Raw genomic sequence first — 14,316 nt, forward strand, 5'->3', positions numbered from 1 at the left:
CGCCCGCACCGAGCGCGCAGGCGGGCAGGTCATACGGCCCGTTCGCGATCCGGGTGCCCGCCGGCAGCCCCTCGCCACGCGTCTCGGCCGTCGCGACCGGGTCGGCGACCGGGGCCAGCAGCCGCCGTCGCCGGGTCAGCCCGAGAAGCTCGACGACACCGTTGTCGTACGACCGCGTCCGGGGGTCGAGGAACGGCATCGACGCGTCCGAGACATCCGTGGTCGCCCGCGCCCCCGTCAGCCGCTGGAAGACCATGTCCTTGCAGTACAGGGCGGTCGCCGCCGCGTCCAGCGACGCGGGCTCGTGCGCCGCGAGCCAGGCCAGCAGTGGCCCCGGACACCCGGGGAACATCGCGCTTCCCGTCCGCCGGAACACCGTTTCGAAGGTCCCGTCCGCGAGCCACCGGTCGAGCAGTTCGTGCGCCCGCCCGTCCATCCAGGACGCCGCCGCCCGCACCGGCCGCCCCTCCGCGTCCACCAGCCACACGCCGTCACCCTGCCCGGTGAGCCCGGCGAGCTCCACCGGCCCGTCGACCTCCGTCGCGAGTTCGTCCAGTACGGCGACGACCGCACCGTAGACCTCGTCCATGTCCTGCTCGACGAACCCGCCATGCATCGACAGCCCCACCGGCCGCGCGGCTACGGCGAGTTCACGCCCGGAGCCGTCGAAGGCGGCGGCCTTCACCGTGGACGTGCCGACATCGATTCCGACGTACATGTGGGGGCCTCCTGGGGGTGGGGGGCGGCTCTTGGGGTGGTTGGGGTGGGTTGAGGTGCGACGTGGAGGTGGGCCGGTGGTGCGAGGTGTGGGTGGAGGTGGGCCGGTGTCGGGATGGTGTCGCGTGGGTGGGCGGTGTTGGGGTGGTGCCGCGTGGGTGGGCCGGTGTGGGGATGGTGCCGCGCAGGTGGGCCCGTGTTGAGAAGGCGCCGTGCGCGCACCTCTATTGGTTCGGTCGCCTCCGGGGCGCTGGGAGCCGGTGTCGAGAGGGCGACCGTGCTCGGCGCTGCGGCCTCCGCGCTCCCCCACTCTCGGCTTCGCTCGAGCGGGAGGGACCCCCAGCCTCTCGACACCGGCGCGCCCCTACGGCTCCCTCTCGGCCGACGCGTGGGGACAGTCGGACTTGGTGGGCTCTCACCCGAGTTCGTGGGACAGACGCTCACCTCGTGCCCAGCGGCCCACCTCCGCCGCCGCTATCCGTGCCGCCTTCTCGGCCACGGCCCGGGAGGCACCCCCGAGATGGGGGGTGAGAGTGACCCGGTCGGCGAAACCGAACAGCCGCGCCCCGGCGGGCAACGGCTCCCGCGCGTAGGTGTCCAGTGCGGCCGCCGACACCTGCCCACTCTCCAACGCGTCGCACAACGCTTCCTCGTCCAGCAACGGACCCCGCGCCACATTGACCACCACCGCGCCGGGCCGCAGCAGCGCCAGCTCGCGGGCACCGATGAGACCACGCGTCTCGGGGGTCAACCGGGCGTGCAGGGTGATGACTTGGGACCGGCGCAGGAGTTCGTCCAGCCCGCCGACGCGCAGTCCGTGGATCTCGCCGTGCACATACGGGTCGTACACCATCACGCGCGCCCCGAAGGCACACAGCACCCGCGCGACCCGGCTGCCGACGGCCCCGTACCCGACGAGCCCGACCGGCAGGTCCTCCAGCTCCAGCCCGCTGTGCTCGTACGTGTAGTAGGCGGCTCCCGCCTCCCAACTCCCTTGCCTGGCAAGGAGTTCGTGGGCCTGCGGGATGCGGCGCAGGGCCGCCAGCATCATCCCGACGGTGAACTCGGCGGTCGCGGCGGCGTTGCGGCCGGGCGCGAAGCACACCCGTACGTCGTGGGTCTTCGCCGCGTCCGGGTTGACGTTGACGGGCCCACCCCGGCACACGACGACCAGCCGCAGCTCAGGGCAGGCCTCCAGCACGCGCTCGGTGACGGGCCCCATCTGGGTGACCAGCACCTGGGCTCCGCCACCGCCATCGCCCCGCAGGGCGTCGATCAACTCGTCCTCGGAGTCACTCGCCTCCTCGACCTCGGCGACGGCACCGAAGGGTTCCAGGGGCCAGCCGAGCGTCAACTCACTTACGGTGAAGGGGTGTTCGCGCAGTTCCTCGGCGATGGCCGCTGTGATCAGCGAAGGCAGTACGAAATGGTCACCGGCGGCGACGACACGCAGGGTCTCGGTCATCGTGGGGCTCCCTCCCTCTCCGCCACGATGAACGGGGAATGCAGAATGCGTAACCCCTGTGGGAGGTCCGGATGATGTTCGAGGACGAAGCCGAAGCGTGGCTGGGGATCGACCTGGGCACGCAGAGCGTCCGCGCACTGCTGGTCACGGCCGACGGCACGGTCCTCGGCAGCGGTACCACCCCGCTGACGGGCCACCGGGACGGCGTCCGGCACGAACAGGACCCGGGGGAGTGGTGGGAGGCGGTGTGCACGGCGTCCCGAGCCGCGATGTCGGGGCAACGGTCCTCACGGGTACGGACGATCGGCGGGCTCGCGGTGTGCGGCACCTCCGGGACGGTCCTGCTGACGGACGCCGAAGGACGCCCGCTCACACCGGGGTTGATGTACGACGACGGGCGCGCGGTGGAGGAGGCGGCGCGGGTCGGAATGCAGACGAGCTGGGCGCTGCCGAAGGCGTTGTGGCTGCTGGACGCGTACGGTCCCGGACGAGTGACACACCAACCCGATGTGATTACAGCGCAGTTGACGGGCGGGACGGTCCCGACCGACTCCAGCCACGCCCTCAAGACGGGCTACGACGCGGAGCGCGACGCCTGGCCGCCCCAACTGGCCCACTTGGGCGAGGTGTTGCCGGAAGTGGTCCGCCCCGGCACCCGGCTGGGCGAGGTCTGCCGGTCCGCCGCCGAAGCGACCGGCATCCCCGCCGGTACCCCGGTCATCGCGGGCATGACGGACGGCTGCGCGGCCCAGATCGCGTCCGGGGCCTTGCGTTTCGGCGCCTGGAACTCGGTGCTCGGCACCACCCTGGTCCTCAAAGGGGCGTCCGCGAGGCCCGTCCGGGACGACGCCGGGGTGGTATACAACCACCGTGCGCCGGACGGAAGTTGGCTACCCGGAGGGGCGTCGAGCGTAGGGGCGGGCGCGCTGTCGGCGGGGGCGGACCCGGCGGAGATGGACAGACAGGCGGCGGCGTACGAACCGTCAGGCGCCCTCACCTACCCCCTGGCCTCATCCGGCGGTGAACGCTTCCCCTTCTTCGCCCCGCAGGCCACCGCGTTCACGCTGGGCACACCGGCCTCCGAGGCGGACCGATGGGCGGCGGTACTGCAGGGCGTGGCGTTCACCGAGCGCCTGTGCCTGGACTACCTGCACCACCTCGGCGCCCCGATAGACGGTCCGCTCACCTTCACGGGCGGCGCGGCCCGCAGCGCGTACTGGAACCAGCTCCGCACCGACATCCTCGGCCGCCCGGCCCGAGTACCGGAACAGATCGAACCGGCGCTGGGGATGGCGGTGTTGGCGGCGTACGGGACGGGGACGGGGGCGGGGGCGGGGACAAGGAAGGGGACAAGGACGGGGCTGGCGTTGGCGGATGTGGCCGAGCGCATGGTCCGCATCCGCACACTCCTCGAACCCCGCGCGTCCCACACGGCCCGCTTCACCGAGCCGTACGCTCGCCTGGTGGACGAACTGGAGACCCGAGGCTGGCTACCGACCCCGCTCGCCACCCACACCCGCACCCGCCTGAACCAGGACACGATCGACTCATGAGCACCACCCTCCTCCTGGCCCGCCACGGCCAGACCGTCTGGCACGCCGAGAACCGCTACGCCGGCATCAGCGACGTGGCCCTGACGGACACGGGCGTAGCCCAGGCGGAATCCCTCGGCCACTGGGCCGCCACCCACCCGGTCGACGCGATCTGGACGTCCCCCCTGTCCCGAGCGGTCCTCACGGCGGCCCCCGCCGCCCAGGCCCTGAACCTCACCCCCCACACCGACCCCGCCCTGCGCGAATGCGACTTCGGCGTGGTGGAGGGCCGCACCCTCGCGGAGTTCGAGACGGAAAACCCGGGGGCGGCGCAGGCCTTCCGCTCCGACCCGGTGGCTCACGCGTTCCCGGAGTCCGAGGACCCACTGACTGCCGCCGAACGCGGCACCGCCGCCCTGCACCGCATCGCCGCCACCCACCCCGACCAACGCGTCCTGATCGTCGCCCACAACACCCTGCTCCGACTGGTGCTGTGCCGGTTGCTGGGGATTCCGCTCAGTGAATACCGGCGGGTGTTCCCGAGGCTGCGGAACGCGGCGGTGAGTGAACTCCGGGTGCAGGGAGAGGCGGTGGCCCTGTTGTCGCTCAACGTGCCCTGTGGGGAGGAGAGTTGAGAATGACCCCCGCGAGTCACGTCCTCGCGGGGGTCATCCTCTTCATCCGCCTGCCCGCGTGAACGGTGAGAAGACGATCACGAGGCAGGACGATTCATACGGGTCTACGGGTCAGGCGGGGATGATCGTCTGGCGGGACTTCGCCGCCTCGTAACGCCTCGCCACGTCCTGCCAGTTGACGACCGCCCACATCGCGTCGATGAAGTCGACCTTCTGGTTCCGGTACTGGAGGTAGAAGGCGTGCTCCCAGGCGTCGAAGACGAGGAGGGGGGTCGAGCCCTGGCCGACGTTGCCCTGGTGGTCGTAGATCTGCTCGACGATCAGATGGCCGCTCAACGGTTCATAGGCGAGTACGCCCCAGCCCGAACCCTGGGTCGTCGCGGCGGCCTTGGTGAGCTGGGCCTTGAAGCCGGCGAAGGAGCCGAAGGAGTCGGTGATCGCGTCGGCGAGCCCGCCCACGCCGTCGGCCGCGAGGGGCTCGCCGCCGCCGTCGCCGGTCATGTTGTGCCAGTAGACGCTGTGCAGGATGTGGCCGGAGAGGTGGAACGCCAGGTTCTTCTCCAGGCCGTTGACCGAACCCCACTGCTCCTTGTCGCGCGCCTCCGCCAGCTGCTCCAGCGAGTCGTTGGCTCCCTTGACGTAGGCCGCGTGGTGCTTGTCGTGGTGCAGCTCGATGATCTCGGGGCTGATCACGGGGGCGAGCGCGGAGTAGTCGTAGGGCAGGTCAGGAAGCGTGTAGACGGGCATGGCGGATCGATCCCCTTCGAACCTCTGGAACTCTTATTGCGACTCACTTGCAAGTGCAGGTTAGCAACAAGAAGCCGGGTGCGGGCAACAGGCGCGGACAACGAGCCTGGGCAGCGAAAAGGCCCCCGCGTGTCTCCACGTGAGGGCCTCTCGGAACGGGGGAGGGGTGTGGCTACTCGGCCACCGACGTGTAGTGCGACGCGTCGCCCTCGATCGAGTAGCTCTCCTTGCCCTCGATGCCGACCGGGATGTCGCCGGCGACGGTGACGCGGTTGAGGCGGCGGGGCTGGTCGTCGTAGTTGTCGATGGCGTAGTGCTGGGTGATGCGGTTGTCGAACAGGACGAGCTGGTTGGGGGACCAGCGCCAGCGCAGGATGTTCTCGGGGCGGGTGACGTACGCCTGGAGAATGTCGAGGATCTTGCGGGACTCGCCCGCCGACAGGCCGACGATCCGCTGCGCGAACCCCCCGATGAACAGGCCGCGTTCACCGGTCAGCGGGTGGACGCGGACGACCGGGTGGACCGTGCGGAACTTGATGGACGTGAACTGGGCGCGCTGCGCGGCCCGTTCGGCGTCGACGTCCTCCTCCGGTACGGCGTAGTCGTAGTCGTTGGTGTGCTCCGCCCACAGGGTGTCGGCGAGCGCGCGCAGCGGTTCGGGCAGGTCGCGGTAGGCCGCCGCCGAACTGGCGATCAGGGTCTCGCCGCCGTACGGCGGGACCGTGATGCTGCGCAGGGTGCTGGCCTGGGGCGGGTTGAGGACGAACGTCACGTCCGTGTGCCAGTGGTTGGCCCGGCCGCGCTCGCTGTCTACGGGCAGCACGTTCGGGGCGCCGTCGACGGCGGACACGGTGGGGTGCGCGGTGGTGAGGTCGCCGAAGTGACGGGCGAAGGCCTCCTGTCCCTCGTCGTCGAGGTGTACGTCGTCGAAGACCAGGGCCTTGTGGATGTTGAGGGCCTCGCGGAGGGCGGCTGTCTGCTCCTCGTCGAGGGGCTTGTTGATGTCCACGCCCGACACGCGGGCGCCGATGTTCGCGGTGACCTTCTGGATCTCGATGGACATGCTGAAGTCCTTTCAGACTCGGGCGAGTTCGGCTTCGGGGGTGACGTACTGGTTGGCCGGGCGGGGGAGGCCGTAGCGCTCCCGGAGGGTCGTGCGGGGGCCGTACTCCGTGCGGAGCAGGCCGCGGGCACGGAGGAGCGGGACGACGTGGTCGACGAAGGCGTCGAGGCCGGAGGGCAGGACCGCGGGCATGATGTTGAAGCCGTCGGCGGCGCCCCGCGTGAACCAGGACTCGATCGTGTCGGCGACCTGTTCCGGCGTACCGGCGAAGGTGAGATGCCCGCGTCCGCCACCGAGCCGGCCGATCAACTGCCGTACGGTCAGCCGGTCTCGGCGGGCGAGTTCGACGACGAGCGTGTAGCGGCTCTTGGCGCCCTCGATGGAGTCCTCGGGCGGGAGATCGGCGGGAAGCAGGGCGTCCAACTCAAGGGTGCCGGACGGTAGTTGGAGGAGTCGCTCCAGGTGGTCCACTCCGTGCGTGTACACGATGTGGTCCTCCAGCAGCCGTTCGTTCGCGCGTGCCTCGGCCTCCGTCGAGCCGAGCACCGGGACGATGCCGGGCAGCACCTTGATGTGCTCGGGGTCCCGACCGGCCTCCGCCGTACGGGACTTGAGGTCCTTGTAGAAGGCCTGCGCGTCGGCGAGGGTCTGCTGCGCGGTGAACACCGCCTCCGCGTACCGCGCCGCGAACGCCTTGCCGTCCTCGCTCGAACCCGCCTGCACGAGGAGGGGGTAACCCTGCGGTGAGCGGGGCACGTTGAGGGCTCCGGCGACGCTGAAGTACGTCCCCTGGTGCCGCGGTGGGTGGATCTTGGCGTCGTCGCCCCACACGCCGGCCGCCTTGTCGGCGACGATCGCGTCGTCCTCCCAGCTGTCCCAGAGCTTCAGCGCCACATCGAGGAACTCGGCGGCACGTGCGTACCGTTCGGCGTGCGCAGGCTCGTGCTCCAGACCGAAGTTGCGGGCTGCCTCGGCACCGGCGGTGGTGACGATGTTCCACCCCGCCCGGCCGCCGCTGATGATGTCGAGCGACGCGAACTTACGGGCCAGGTTGTAGGGCGAGTTGTAGGACGTGGACGCTGTGGCGATGAGACCTATGTGCTCGGTGGCTGTCGCGAGCGCGGTGAGCAGGGTGAGCGGTTCCAGGGCTCCGGCGGGGCGTTGGGCGAGGTTGCTCCACAACTGCGGTCCGTCGGCCAGGAAGAGGGAGTCGAAGGTGCCGCGCTCCGCGACCCGGGCGAGATGTGTGTAGTGGTCCAGCTCTACGTGGGCGTACGGGTTGCTCTCGGGGAGGCGCCAAGAGGCCTCGTGGTGACCGGTGTTCATCAGGAAGGCGTTCAGGTGGAGTTGGCGGGTCATGGTTGTCCTTTACGAGGGACAGATGTACGGGTACAGGGGGACTTTCGAGCGAGGCGCGGCTGCCTTCGGCCCGTCCGGCAGCCTCTCGACGTCGGCTGCGAAAACTCGGCCGGTCCGGCTACTTCTCAACGCGGGCCGCCACAATCAGCCCGTTGGGGGTCTGGGGGCGCGGCCCCCAGCAGACGGCACGAGCAGCAGAGGCTCACCAAACAGCCGACGCTCACCATGCAGCCGACGCTCACCGAATGTCCGACGTCACACCGAGCGCCGCCAACAACCGCTCCCGGTACTCCGCACGTGGCAGCTCAGGGTCGATGACCAGGTCGAGCCCGATCCGCCCCTCCTCCAGCACAAGCACCCGATCCGCGAGGACGATCGCCTCATCCACGTCGTGCGTGACCAGCAGCACCGAGGGCCGATGCCGCTCCCACAACTCCCGCAGCAACACATGCATCCGGATGCGGGTCAGCGCGTCCAACGCCCCGAACGGCTCGTCCGCCAGCAGGAGTTCGGGCTCACGGACGAGCGAACGGGCCAGCGCCGCCCGCTGCGCCTCGCCGCCGGAGAGCTCATTGGGCCAGGCCCGCTCACGCCCGGCGAGCCCCACTTCGGCAAGGGCCTCGCGGCCCTTCGTGGCGGCTTCCTTGCCCTCCGTCCCCAGCAGCACGTTGTCGAGAACCCGCCGCCAGGGCAGCAACCGGGAGTCCTGAAAAACCACCGACACCCGCTCGGGCGCGGTGAGTTGACCACTCCCGACGACCTCGTGGTCGAGCCCCGCGATGGCCCGCAGCAACGTGCTCTTGCCGGAGCCGCTGTGCCCGAGCAGCGCGGTGAACTGTCCGGCGGGCAGATCCAGGTCGATGGCGTCGAGGACCGTACGACCGTCGAACGACCGGGTAAGACCCCGGAGTTGGACCGCGGGGACAGTGGTGGTGGTCAGCTGCTGAGTGTGCGGCGCCATGACAGCACCCTCCGTTCGACGAGACGGACCGCGCTGTCGGAAACCAGACCGAACACGCCGTAGATCAGCAGGCCGACGAGGATGACGTCCGACTGGCCGTAGTTCTGGGCCTGGAACATCATGTAGCCGAGGCCGCTGGTGGCGTTGATCTGTTCCAGGACCACCAGGCTCAGCCAGGAGCCGGTCACCCCGAGGCGCAGGCCCACGAAGAAGCCGGGCAGGGCGCCGGGGATGACGATCTGGCGGACGAACTGGAGCCTCGACAGGCCCTGGACCTCGGCGAGTTCGACATAGCGGTGGTCGATGCCGGACAGCGCGGCATGCAGGTTGAGGTAGATCGGGATGTAGACGACGATCGCGATGATGGCGATCTTGAAGGTCTCGCCGATGCCCAGCCAGAGGATGAACAGCGGGATCAGACCCAGGGTCGGGATGGCCCGGTTGAGCTGCACGGTCCCGTCGATCAGCGCCTCGCCGACCCGGCTCAGCCCGGCCGCCAGGGCGAGGACGACACCGGCGGTGAGGCCGAGGGCGAAGCCGTAGGCGGCGCGTTCCAGCGAGGTCAGCATGTCCGTGGGCAGCGTGCCGGACGTCCACAGCCGGCCGGCGGTCTTCAACACCGTCCAGGGCGCCGGGATCGCGGCCGGGTCCAACTGCCCGGCGGCGGAGGCGACGGCCCACAGGGCGAAGAAGAGGGCGGGTCCGACGACCCGGGAGGCGGGCAGGCGTTTACCGGGGGCGAGACCGCGGCGCCGCCTGCGCCGTACGGCCGATTTCCCCTCAACAGCGGTCACCGGCCCGGAGGTTGCGGTCGACGTGTCGGGCGACTGGGACGTCTGGGACGTGGAGGTCGTCATCGCCGTCACTTCCGGTACTCCGCCGCCACGGCCTTCGCCGCGATCCCCTCGAAGCGCCGGTCGAATAGCGAGTCCACCTTGAACTCCTTCACGAAGCCGCCCTCCGCGAGCAGATCGGCGGTCTCCTGCTCCCACTTCACGGCCTCGTCCCAACTCGGCGGGAACAACGGCTTGTTGGCGAGCGCGGTGACCGACTTGGCCTGCGCGAGGGTCAGGTTCTGCGTCTTGACGTAGAACTCCTCGTTCCAGGTGTCCGGGTTCTCGTACTGCCAGACCTGCCCCTGCGCCCACTGTGGGATGTACGCGGCGATCGCGGCGGCCTTCGCCGAGTCGGCCAGCACGGCGGCCGGCGCCCACAACAGATTGAGCAGGTCTACGACATCGGTCGTGATCGCGCGGGCGCCCTTCGCCTCGTACTGCTTGAGGTACGCCGGTGCCTGGCTGTTGGCGAGCGGGGCGATGTCGACCTGGCCCGACTGCAGGGCCGTGAAGAACTGGTTGCTGGTCAGGGGGACCAGTTTCACCTCGTCGTACTTCAGCCCGGCTTCCTTCAACGCCCGCAGCAGTACGACGCCTTGGGCCTGGCCCTGCGAGAACGCCAGCTTCTTGCCCTTGAAGTCGGCGACGGTGTGGATGTCGCTGCCGGGCTTGGTGGCGAAGAGGTAGTTGGGCTTGCGGGTGACGTCGATCGCGACGATCTTCGCGTCGTAGCCCTGGTAGTGCGCCTGGATCGGCGGGATGCCCGCGTTGTTGGCGAGGTCCAGGGACTTGGCGCGGAACGCGTTGATGACATCGGGACCGGCGCCGATGTTCACCCAACTCGACACGGTGAACGGCAACTTGGGCAGTTTCGCCAGCTTGAACTGGAGCTGCTGGGTGTTCAGATACGAGGAGATCTTCAGGCTCGTACCGGACGGGACCCTCTCGGCGAGCGGGGCGGACAGTCCGGCCCCCGACTTGGAGGCCGCGGCACTGCTCGTGGCGCAGCCGCTGAGGCCGGCGATGCCCGCGGCGGCACCGAGCACGGAGGTGAGGAAGAGTCGCCGGTCGACGCCGGGCGCACGGGAATGAGGCATGGGAGGACTCCCTGATCAAAGTCTTGGGAACGCGGAAAATGCACACGGAACGCACGCGAGGGCAAGCAGAACGCACAAGGATCGCAGGCAGAATTCACGGCCGGAGAAAGCCGGAGAAGGCCGGAGAAAGGAATTCAGGCAGGATGAGACCGGCGCTCGGGGCGCGTCAACGGGTCAGCAACAAGAAGTGCGACAACTCATCTGCAGGCTCATGACCAGGATGTTCCCGGCCATGAGCACCCCCTGTCAACATTCCGAGTTTCTGAATTAAATAGTCGCCGGTGAAGCGCTCAACGGATCCCGGTACAACACGTCCAGCATCACCGAACCACCCGCCACCGCCAGCACGGAATCCGGAAAACTCGTCGGCACGACAGCCGACGCCCGCGCGTCACCGACCTCCTCGCGCAGCGCGCGCAGGCAGTCCTCCCGCCGCATGACCCCCAACTCGGTGACGACCACCGTCTCCGGGTTGAGGATGTCGAGCAGCAGCCCGGCCGCCCGTCCGACCATCCGCGCCCGTTGCGTCAACAGCCGTACGGCGACCGGGTCTCCGCGCTCGGCCGCCGTCACGACGTGGGTCGGGTTCACTCCGTCGATGAGTCCCGCTTCGCGAGCCCGCCGGCACAACGTCCTTTCGCTCAGCTCGACTTGGAGGCAGCCGACGCGTCCGCAGTCGCACGGTTCCGTGCCGCCGCGCAGCGGCAGATGGGCGATCGCCCCGGCCTGCGAACGGGGACCGTGGTGCACCTCGTCGTTGGTGGCGAAGGCCGCGTCGACCACATTGCCGACGAAGAGATGCAGCACGCTCCGGCTGCCGCGTGCCGTCCGCCCGAAGAGGCGCTCCCCATTCACCAACGCCCGTGCGTGGCCGTCCACATGGACCGGCAGTCCGGTGCGGGCGCCGAGCAGTTCGCGCACCGGCACGTCCCGCCAGCCCAGCAGTGGGTGTTCGACGATGGTCCCGGAGTCCCGGTCGACCCAGCCGCCGGCGGCGACCCCGACGCCCAACGGGGTGGTCCCGGCCGCCTCCGCCAGCAGCGCGTCCAGCCCCTCGGCGGCCCGCGCCAGCACCCGGGACGGATCGGCGAGGTCGCTGTCGTGCCCGATCCGCCGCTCGACCACGACCCGCCCGCGCAGATCGAGCAGGGCGACCGTCGTATAGGGCACCGCCACATGGACTCCGCCCACAATGAACCGTGACGCGTCCAGGTCGACGGGCACATGGGGCCGGCCCACGCCCTTCGAGCGTTGGGGTGTGGCGGACTCCCGTATGAGCCCGAGTTCGGTGAAGCGGGCGCAGTAGTCGGTGACCGACGCCGGGGACAGCCCGGTCAGCCGCGAGATGGTGCTGCGGGCCACCGGGCCGTGCTCCAGCACCGAGCGCAGGATGACGCTCGCGTTGGTGCGCCGGCGGTCGCTGTCGGCGGCGCGGGGTACGGGGGAGTTGGCGGAGTGGGAGGCGAGAAGTGGTGCCGCGGTACGGGGCATGGGGATCTTCCTCGGGAACGGGTCGACAGTGAGCCGTCGTCGTGTGCCTCTCACGCGTGACATGCGTCCATCACATGCGTGAGATGCGTCGAGGCGCACCGGATCCGCTCCGCCCGCCTCAGGGGCGGTAACAGGTCGCCGCGGCCTGGCGTCGCAGGTCGACATAGCGACGCGACGCGAAGTTCCGTGCCTGGGCAACCATGCGGTCGAAGCTAGCAAAACGGTCCACGGCTGCCCAGACGGTGACCGGTGTGCGAGACGGCACGGAGTCCGCGTGACCGGCATCACGCCGGGGCGCGTGTAACGGGCATCCTTTGTCCGGAGCCCACCAAGTCCCCGACGGCGCCTTTGTCGAACGCTGACGGTGATCCGCCCGAGGACCCTGGGATAGCGTCACAAAGTCCCCCTGTACCCCCGTCAACCCGCGGAGCCCCCCTTGAGTACCGCCGTCGCCACCGCCCGCCCGGGTCAGGTCCTCGCCGACCTGCTGCCCGCCTCCCGCGTCCGGGACATCGCCCTCGTGCTCGGCGGCGCCGCGCTCACCGGCCTCGCCGCCCAGCTCGCCGTGCCCGTGCCGGGCTCCCCGGTCCCGGTCACCGGCCAGACCTTCGCCGCGCTGCTCGTCGGCACGTCCCTCGGTGCCCGCCGCGGCTTCCTCTCCCTCGCCCTGTACGCGCTGCTCGGCCTCGCCGGCGTGCCGTGGTTCGCCGGCGGCACGCACGGGGGAGGCGCCTCCTTCGGCTACATCATCGGCATGCTGCTCGCCTCTGCCGCCGTCGGTGCCCTGGCCCGCCGCGGCGCCGACCGCTCGGTCCTCCGCATGGCCGGCACGATGCTGCTGGGCGAGGCGATCGTCTACGCGATCGGCGTCCCGTACCTGGCGCTGACCCTCGACCTCTCGACGAGCGCCGCGATCGCCGCCGGCCTCACCCCGTTCCTCCTCGGCGACGCCCTGAAGGCGGCCCTGGCGATGGGCGCGACACCGACGGCCTGGAAGTTCGTCAACAAGCAGAGCTGACAAGGTAGTTCCTGCGGAAGAGGTTCGCCGGGTCGTACCGCGACTTGAGTTCGGCGAGCCTCTTCCGCGTCTCCACGTCATACAGCCCCTCGGTCCGATCACCGGCCCCGAACGCGAAGTTGAGCGCCCGCCCGAGCGTCGCGGGCGCGAGCAGCGCGAAGGCCGGGTCCAGTTGCGCACGGGCCGCCGCCCGGTCCCCGACGGCCAACATCCGTACCAGGAACCGCCCTTCGCGATACGGCACCGAGTTCGGCGCGGGCTTCGCCAGTGCCCCGCCGAGATGATTGACCTGTACGACGCACATGGCGGCCGCGTCCGGCCCGGCGAGGGACAGCACCTCGCCCGCCCGCGCCACATCCAGCTCACTCAGCACCGCGCTGTCCCCGTAGTACGCGTGCGGGTCGGGCGGGTCGCTGTGGATCGTGTGGCTCTCGGCGTACGGCATCTCCCGCAACGAGTCCACGAGCACCGGCCCGAACTTCCGCAGCGGCGCGACGAGTTGGTCACCGTCCTCACCGGTGCCCGTGCAGGCCACGCGCACGGAGAGCACGTACCGCCCGCGCAGGTGCGGCGGCAGCGCCGGGATGTCCGGGTACGGCACGGCGGCGAAGGACGAGGTCAGCTCGTCCGGTACGGTCCGCGTCCACTCCTCGTACGCCCGCAGCAGGGCCGTGGGATCGACCTCCCGTCCGTCGAAGGCGAGCGAACCGCCGTAGAGCGTCCGCACGGGGACGAGACCGATCTCCAACTCCGTGACGACTCCGAAGGCGTGACCGGCGCCGAGGAGTGCCCAGTACAGGTCGGGATCCGACTCCCTTGTCACCCGGCGCAGTCGGCCATCGGCGGTGACGACGTCGAGCGAGCGGACGTGGTCGGCCGCGTACCCGAACTCCCTTGCCAGGATGCCCAGTCCACCGCTCAGCGTGTACGACACGGCACCCACGCTCGGCGCGGAGCCGTTCAGGGGCGCCAGCCCGTACGGTTCCGCCGCGGCTACGACCTGTCCCCACCTCACGCCCGCCTGGACGCGGACGGTGCGTGCCTCGGGGTCGACACTCACCCCGTCCATCCGCCCTGTCGTGATCAGCACCCCGCCCTCGGAGGCACCCGGCAGCCCGTGCCCGGTGGCCTGGACGCCGACCGGCAGGTTCTCCGTGGCCGCGTGCCGTACGGCGGCGATCACGTCGTCGGCCGAGCGCGCGCCGTAGACCACGGCGGGGCGCTGGGCGAACCCGGTCTGGAAACCGGCGAGTTCGTCCTCGTATCCGGGGTCGGCGGGGTGGAAGGTGAGCGGCTGTGTGTGGTTCATGGGGTCATGCTGGCCGCATAACCTGACATGTGCCGTCAGGCTTTCCGGCAAGCCCTCCGATATGGGCAAGAGGGAGGGCCGGGTGC

Annotated in this window: 13 protein-coding genes; 3 read left to right on the top strand and 10 right to left on the bottom strand. The window is 70.2% G+C overall.

Annotated elements, in window-relative coordinates; translation table 11 throughout:
• Both ACFWP5_RS39090 and ACFWP5_RS39095 read right to left on the bottom strand, forming a co-directional pair.
• On the bottom strand, nucleotides 1–718 hold a 718-nt coding region (locus ACFWP5_RS39090; RefSeq protein WP_384168105.1), incomplete at its 3' end, for an FGGY family carbohydrate kinase.
• A gap of 414 nt (nucleotides 719–1,132) precedes the next feature.
• Nucleotides 1,133–2,182 (bottom strand): 2-hydroxyacid dehydrogenase, encoded by a 1,050-nt coding sequence (locus ACFWP5_RS39095; protein ID WP_384168108.1) that lies wholly within the window; start codon nucleotides 2,180–2,182, stop codon nucleotides 1,133–1,135.
• Nucleotides 2,183–2,253: 71 nt separating this feature from the next.
• On the opposite strand from ACFWP5_RS39095, the gene ACFWP5_RS39100 reads away from it, so the two are divergent.
• A complete protein-coding gene (locus ACFWP5_RS39100) occupies nucleotides 2,254–3,735 on the top strand; it encodes an FGGY-family carbohydrate kinase (protein WP_384168111.1) in 1,482 nt (493 codons plus the stop codon).
• Nucleotides 3,732–4,349: a histidine phosphatase family protein gene (locus tag ACFWP5_RS39105; protein WP_384168114.1), complete on the top strand. Its 618-nt coding sequence runs from the start codon at nucleotides 3,732–3,734 to the stop codon at nucleotides 4,347–4,349. The genes ACFWP5_RS39100 and ACFWP5_RS39105 overlap by 4 nt, the downstream gene beginning before the upstream one ends.
• Nucleotides 4,350–4,460: 111 nt before the next feature.
• Here the strand turns inward: ACFWP5_RS39105 and ACFWP5_RS39110 are convergent, their stop codons facing one another.
• The 7 genes from ACFWP5_RS39110 to ACFWP5_RS39140 form a co-directional block, all read right to left on the bottom strand.
• The gene (locus tag ACFWP5_RS39110) at nucleotides 4,461–5,096 is read right to left on the bottom strand and encodes a superoxide dismutase (RefSeq protein ID WP_384168117.1); all 636 of its coding nucleotides are present in this window, start codon (nucleotides 5,094–5,096) and stop codon (nucleotides 4,461–4,463) included.
• A 172-nt stretch (nucleotides 5,097–5,268) separates the two neighbouring features.
• The gene (locus ACFWP5_RS39115) at nucleotides 5,269–6,159 is read right to left on the bottom strand and encodes a TauD/TfdA dioxygenase family protein (protein WP_384168120.1); all 891 of its coding nucleotides are present in this window, start codon (nucleotides 6,157–6,159) and stop codon (nucleotides 5,269–5,271) included.
• 12 nt (nucleotides 6,160–6,171) lie between these two features.
• Nucleotides 6,172–7,518, bottom strand: coding sequence for an LLM class flavin-dependent oxidoreductase (locus ACFWP5_RS39120; protein ID WP_384168123.1), 1,347 nt, complete (start codon nucleotides 7,516–7,518; stop codon nucleotides 6,172–6,174).
• 238 nt (nucleotides 7,519–7,756) lie between these two features.
• Complete coding sequence (locus ACFWP5_RS39125) at nucleotides 7,757–8,479, bottom strand: ABC transporter ATP-binding protein (RefSeq protein ID WP_384168126.1); 723 nt, start codon at nucleotides 8,477–8,479, stop codon at nucleotides 7,757–7,759.
• Nucleotides 8,455–9,336, bottom strand: coding sequence for an ABC transporter permease (locus tag ACFWP5_RS39130; protein WP_384168129.1), 882 nt, complete (start codon nucleotides 9,334–9,336; stop codon nucleotides 8,455–8,457). Before ACFWP5_RS39130 ends, ACFWP5_RS39125 begins: the two co-directional genes overlap by 25 nt.
• A 5-nt stretch (nucleotides 9,337–9,341) precedes the next feature.
• Nucleotides 9,342–10,412, bottom strand: a complete 1,071-nt coding sequence (locus tag ACFWP5_RS39135; protein ID WP_384168132.1) for an ABC transporter substrate-binding protein — start codon at nucleotides 10,410–10,412, stop codon at nucleotides 9,342–9,344.
• Nucleotides 10,413–10,679: 267 nt separating this feature from the next.
• Entirely contained in the window at nucleotides 10,680–11,903 is a 1,224-nt protein-coding gene (locus ACFWP5_RS39140; RefSeq protein ID WP_384168135.1) for an ROK family protein, read from the bottom strand.
• Between the two features lie 436 nt (nucleotides 11,904–12,339).
• Here ACFWP5_RS39140 and ACFWP5_RS39145 point away from each other — a divergent pair, with 436 nt between their 5' ends.
• A complete protein-coding gene (locus ACFWP5_RS39145) occupies nucleotides 12,340–12,921 on the top strand; it encodes a biotin transporter BioY (RefSeq protein WP_384168138.1) in 582 nt (193 codons plus the stop codon).
• On the opposite strand, the gene ACFWP5_RS39150 is transcribed toward ACFWP5_RS39145, so the two are convergent.
• Nucleotides 12,905–14,230: an FAD-binding oxidoreductase gene (locus ACFWP5_RS39150; RefSeq protein ID WP_384168141.1), complete on the bottom strand. Its 1,326-nt coding sequence runs from the start codon at nucleotides 14,228–14,230 to the stop codon at nucleotides 12,905–12,907. The genes ACFWP5_RS39145 and ACFWP5_RS39150 overlap by 17 nt on opposite strands.
• Between the last annotated feature and the right edge of the window lie 86 nt (nucleotides 14,231–14,316).

The organism is Streptomyces sp. NPDC058469, assembly GCF_042721125.1.
Taxonomy (GTDB): Bacteria; Actinomycetota; Actinomycetes; order Streptomycetales; family Streptomycetaceae; genus Streptomyces.